This is a genomic window from uncultured Boseongicola sp., from assembly GCF_937988555.1.
GTDB lineage: Bacteria > Pseudomonadota > Alphaproteobacteria > Rhodobacterales > Rhodobacteraceae > Boseongicola.
Genome location: NZ_CALJXO010000175.1, coordinates 1 through 4,846, shown reverse-complemented (window position 1 = coordinate 4,846; position 4,846 = coordinate 1). Strand labels below are relative to the sequence as shown.

The 4,846-nt window shown below is 52.7% G+C and carries 4 protein-coding genes; 2 read left to right on the top strand and 2 right to left on the bottom strand.

Annotated features, from left to right (window positions below; genetic code table 11):
- Nucleotides 1-59 precede the first annotated feature (59 nt).
- Both Q1B15_RS09535 and Q1B15_RS09530 read right to left on the bottom strand, forming a co-directional pair.
- Nucleotides 60-1,415 (bottom strand): ISKra4 family transposase, encoded by a 1,356-nt coding sequence (locus Q1B15_RS09535; RefSeq protein WP_299753362.1) that lies wholly within the window; start codon nucleotides 1,413-1,415, stop codon nucleotides 60-62.
- Nucleotides 1,416-1,731: 316 nt separating this feature from the next.
- Entirely contained in the window at nucleotides 1,732-2,637 is a 906-nt protein-coding gene (locus Q1B15_RS09530) for a helix-turn-helix domain-containing protein (protein WP_299753360.1), read from the bottom strand.
- A 999-nt stretch (nucleotides 2,638-3,636) separates the two neighbouring features.
- On the opposite strand from Q1B15_RS09530, the gene Q1B15_RS09525 reads away from it, so the two are divergent.
- Nucleotides 3,637-3,936, top strand: a complete 300-nt coding sequence (locus tag Q1B15_RS09525; RefSeq protein ID WP_299753358.1) for a hypothetical protein — start codon at nucleotides 3,637-3,639, stop codon at nucleotides 3,934-3,936.
- A 104-nt stretch (nucleotides 3,937-4,040) separates the two neighbouring features.
- Nucleotides 4,041-4,607 (top strand): hypothetical protein, encoded by a 567-nt coding sequence (locus Q1B15_RS09520; RefSeq protein ID WP_299753356.1) that lies wholly within the window; start codon nucleotides 4,041-4,043, stop codon nucleotides 4,605-4,607.
- Nucleotides 4,608-4,846 lie beyond the last annotated feature (239 nt).

The following is a 4,846-nucleotide window of genomic DNA, read 5'->3' as shown; positions in this document are numbered from 1 at the left end:
GGCTGTTCCGGCGCAAGGCTTTTGCGTTGTCGTTGTAGGGAGTGGGCAAAAGCTGGGGGTTAAGCGGCCATCTCTTGGTGTGAAACGGACAATCGACCATCGAGAACGGCTGCTCTGGTAACTGCGACATTGTGTGCGCCTCTCGGTGACCATCGCATCCTGCGCCTCTTACCCATCCTTGCGTTGCCGATGTCGTCGACACAGCCCTCCGCCCGAGACGATGAAATCGAAAACCCGTTGCGCTGTCGCCAGCCGTAGTTGGTGAGAGCATCCCAATTGTTTGCCAAGTACGTGTAGAGTTCTCGACAACGTGCTTCGACTCTCGCGGCCGCCGCCCTGACTGCAGCGTCTTCCGTTGTGACCCTGCCGGAATCAATCATCAATAGCTTGAGGCGCGTACCAGCGGTCATGATTTTCCCATGCCACAAGCACCATCGAAGTGTTTCCGCTGGGCGTTTGAATAGTTCAGGAAATCCCGGAAAACTCTCCGTCTGCAAAAGCCCTTTGACGGCATTTTCAATATGCTGAACACGCATCGAAATATGCCACCAGTCCAGGATATGGCGCACACGCCCATCAACGGCAGCACGGACCAGATTTGGCAGCGCGGGTTCTCCATCGGAGATGACGGTGACAGGCCGCTGACCGTCCCAGCCGAGCGCGAGCAAGTCTTGCCTGAGCTGTCCACTCGGTGACGTCGCCGCTTGCGCGACAAAGCCAAAGCGACGGCACATATTGGGACTTTCGACCTTACCCACCACCACATCAAGGTGCCGCTTCTGGTATTCTGGCCGACAACGGATATGGGCACCGTCTAGAAACACGGTCAGCGGAGGCGATTGCGCATCTTCATCCACACTGATTTGCGCGGGTTCACGGTCAATAAAGTTCTGTGCGACTCGGCCCAGGCGGTTGCGCACCGTTGTGTTAATCTGCTTCGCGCAGGGAAGAAAGGTCTCCATGATCCGTGCCGCTTCACGAAATGAATGACGCGACCCAAGCTCGGTCTGAAGGCGGCATAGCTCTGGTGTCGCACGGTCTGGGAATATCTTGGCTACGGGCGACTGCTCGCCACGGCATTTGCTACCTGCTGCTACACCGCATTTACACTGCTTGAGCCGCGGAACTTGATGTCGAAATCGACCAAATGCCGTATCAAAAACTCGTGTGCGATAGTCGTGAATGGGTTTTGTGGACCCGCAGGCTGAGCATGTGCGATTTACGGCGACTACTTCCTCGAGCTGATCCGTAAGAATAGCTCTCTGAATCTGACTAATGATTGCTTTGGCGTCTGAAAGCAAAAGGCCGAGCGCCTCCGAATTTGTCAATCGATAGGGGCGCGACAAGTCCCCAAGCCGATGCGTTCGTCGTGTCCCATCATCAAAGGTTGTTTCCATCGAGATCTGCACATCCATGGCCGTCCTCCCGCAAAAGAACCATCATACCACAGATCAACGACCCCCATATTTTGCCCACTCCCAACGCAACGGTCCCTGTTGTTTGGGCATTGGTCGGGGCGCTGCTCAAAATGAGCGCTGCGAGCGTAGCTGCTACACTGATGGACTTGAGTTTCATGGCTTTTTCCTCCTGTGATATTTGACAATAAGAACCGACCTTTTTTGAATGCCGGGTAGTAGAATTCCGCCCCGCTGGAGGTGCCAGCGGGATGCAGATAGTTTTTGCCAATCTTGGCGTCGTCGCTTTGATCTTGCTTTACTTGAGTGCGGCGCTTTACGCCGCTTGGATACTTCGACCGGAATCTAAACTCAGGTTCGTGTGCTCGAGCATGCGAGCTCGGAACCGCGAAGGTGACATTCCCTTCTGAGCCGCGAATTGTCGGTTGAAATTCGACAAGTTGTTAAACCCAGACGCATAGCAGACATCGGTGATCTTCTCGTGTTGATCGGAGATCAGCAATTGGCACGCCAAGCCGATGCGCAGACGATTGATATAGCGAACCAAGGACATCCCAGTGTGCTTGCGGAAGCTGCGTGAAAAGGTCGTGCGGCTTACGCCCGCGATATCGGCTAGATCGCCTTCATTGAAAAGTTCGGTGAGGTTTACATCGATGAATGCAAGTGCTGCGTTCAGCCCCGATGACATGTACCCTGAAGGGTCAGGCAAATATTCAGCACCGGTCAGTTGCCGCGATTCACAATCCTGAGTGAGAGCGCCGAAGATCCCAATGAAGAGCTCGATCCGGCGGATGCCACGCGCGTTCACGAGTTCTGCCAGAAGAGGTTCTACAGTCACTGTAGTCGTTTCTGAGAACAAGAGTCCGCTGCGACTTTTGTCCAGTGTCGCTGAGACGCATTGTAACTCCGGAATGACGTCCATTGCGCCACGAATTGCCTCATCAGTGAATTGTAGTACACGGTTGCGTAAGGGAACTTTTTCGTCGGCGTCGACATCGCTAACCCAATTGTGCGGCAAATTCGGGCCAGTCAAAACAAGATTGCCGGGTTTGAACGCGCCAATGAAATCGCCCACAAAGTAACGCCCAGTTGTCGCGACAACGTGATGCAACTCATACTCTGGGTGAAAATGCCAGCGGACAGTTGGATAGGGGTAGCCATGCTCATGGGCCCGAAATGTTTCGCCGCGCCCGATCTGGATGACCTCTAAATCCGGTTGCATCGGTCTTCCCCCAACCATGCCGAACCACTCCCTGATGATCGATTGAGCAGCTCACCGGCTGCATTGTTGATTCGACCTTAGCGATCCGAAATTTATAGGACTACTAGAGAATAACGGCGAAACTAATACTTTTTTGCCATTACGGATGATTTCTTGTTCATTTCGTGCAACTTGGCTGCGCCAAAAATTTATGCCGACAAGGGTGAAAGTTGCTTTCGTCCGTTGCTTGAGAACATATTTCTCGTCGATTTGATGGTATCTACCGCACCAAACGACTCTCTTGGAGCAGGAAATTTGGGCATGAATGCACTTCGTTGCAGGGGCGAATGAATGTGCAGCGAATGACAACCTAGTCCGCTTACTTACGTTTCGGTCGATAAAGTGCTGCGCGGTGTATGAATGTCAGCAATGCGATAGCTACACCGTAGCGCCTTAGGGGTCGACCAATGGCCGGTTTGAGCCGAAATTTGAGGGCAATTTAATCGGTTTCCCGAAACCGGACCTTCACTGCCAAACAGTAAATTGGTACATTGGGCTCCTTGCTGCCGTTAGCCGCATCGCAGCGATCCTGCCAAACGATCTCGCCCCGACCAACATGAACGGCCCTAACCGGACTTTGGCCGTTCCAGACAACGCTGCGGTGCAGCTTTCGCATTGCGGCCATTCGTGCATGGCGCAGCATTTTTGTCGGCTAAAACGTCGGTGTGCGGACAAACCGGCCTGATGCGACTGCAGCGTAGATCGCCACGACGCTCCGGTCAGAATGGTGACGACGTCGCGGTGGTGCAGCTTAAATTACCCCAGTCGCCTTTGAGCGACCGGGGCAGAATCTTCTAAAACACTCTAGAGGCAACCACTCACGTACACTCAGGGAGTGGAAGAAATGTGTTTCAAGCCGCTTAAATTGTCAACATGATAATTTGTGGAATGACAATTTCTTACTCACTCTTCCCCTAATTTGTGATAAACATGTGCGGCAACTATCGGCGTATCGGACATATGAGCAAAATTTCTGCACTTTTTGAACTGCGTAGCATGCTGCGCGAAATGGAGCATGAGGTCGGACTCCACACATTGACCGCAGTCGAGATGGACGTGTTTCTTGCCGCACATGCCTTATCTGGAGCGCATGGAGTGGTCGTTACGTCCGACGATATCCGAAGACATGATTTGACCTCTGGGATCGCGCAGGCCACTTATCACAGGGCGTTGCGTTCCTTGTTGTCCCTGGGTTTTCTCGAAAAAGCCGAAGGTTATAAGTCGAGGCACTATTTGGTGCGCAGTGATCTTACGCATTGACCGACAGGTGTTTCTGATTATGTGATTAATATGCCGGTCTGTTGATAAAGCGCAGACAGCTCTCTCCTCGACATCTCCGAGCACTCATCGAATGGACTCCGTCCGTGAGTTTTTTGATCATTATCCTCGCCTATGTCTTATGTCACGGGTTGACCGCCTTGGTTGTAACACCAGTGCAAAGTCTTATTTTGCCAGAAATTACGGTATTCGCCAGCCTGGTATATCTGCCCCACGGGGTGAGGGTTCTTGCGACATGGGCATATGGCTGGAAAGCGGTGCCCGCTCTGATTGTGGGGACAAGTCTATCAATCTGGCTGTTCAGCTCGTCGGAGGAATTGAATTTCCTTGAACCCGGTCTGATAGAGAGCATCCTTGTTGGGTCAGCCTCCGCATATATAGCTTTTGAGATTGCGCGGCTTGCCGGCTACAACTTCTATTTCGGTGCCTCAAGAAGGCTGCGTTGGAAGGGTATGATAGCTGTTGGGGCTCTCTCTTCCGTTATAAACTCTCTCGGCCAAACTCTGGTCTACTCCGCATTGATTGATTTGGAGAAGGTCATCGGAGTCTGGGCCATCTATGCGACTGGCGACGTGATCGGTCTTGTCGTGTGTATGATTGCTTTGATGTACGTCTTTCGATGGGGCCGGGTATTGGGCTCCATGAAAGGATAAGTGCAAACGCGTTCATACAAGACCGCATTAATGCTGTCTGGCTGGAAAATGGAGCAATTCGTCTGCGTCAGATCGCATGTCCGCCTTAGGCTCTGAGCCGCCTTCCGCAATGCAGAAAAATTCCGAGTTTCACGTTTGTCTGAATGTCAGCTCCCGCCGTTAACCCATTCTTGGCTCGCGTTTGCAGCGAAAGTCCGCTTTCCGCCCTTAGTGACGGCGCGGGACTTCAAGCGCACCCG